General features: G+C 54.0%; 1 rRNA gene. It reads left to right on the forward strand.

Annotated features, from left to right (window positions below):
* Positions 1-272: 272 nt before the first annotated feature.
* Positions 273-376 (forward strand): 23S ribosomal RNA (locus IB265_RS36320); the annotation flags it as partial.

Here is a 376-nt window from a genome sequence, read left to right on the forward strand (position 1 = left end):
TGGATTGGTGTTGCCTGACCGCGCATCACCGGACAGATCTCGAGAAGCTGGTCTTAAGATATGGCGCAAGTGAACCGCTCGGCGTGGTTCCAATAAAGCGACCGTATCGAACACGTCGATGGCATCTGACTGGCTCGGTTGTAAAAGGTAACCGAGTTGTTGGGCGGCTTACGGCACATTCAGTTGTGCCCGGATAGCCAGGTTTGGCTGCCCCGCGAAAGCGGGACAAGCTTAGCCAAACCCAACTAAGGATGAGCATTGGCAATGAGAACGATCAAGTGAAAGAAGGGCATTTGGTGGATGCCTTGGCATGCACAGGCGATGAAGGACGTGATACGCTGCGATAAGCCGTGGGGAGCTGCGAATGAGCTTTGAT

Source organism: Ensifer sp. ENS10 (genome assembly GCF_014852025.1).
In the GTDB taxonomy this organism is placed as follows: Bacteria; Pseudomonadota; Alphaproteobacteria; order Rhizobiales; family Rhizobiaceae; genus Ensifer.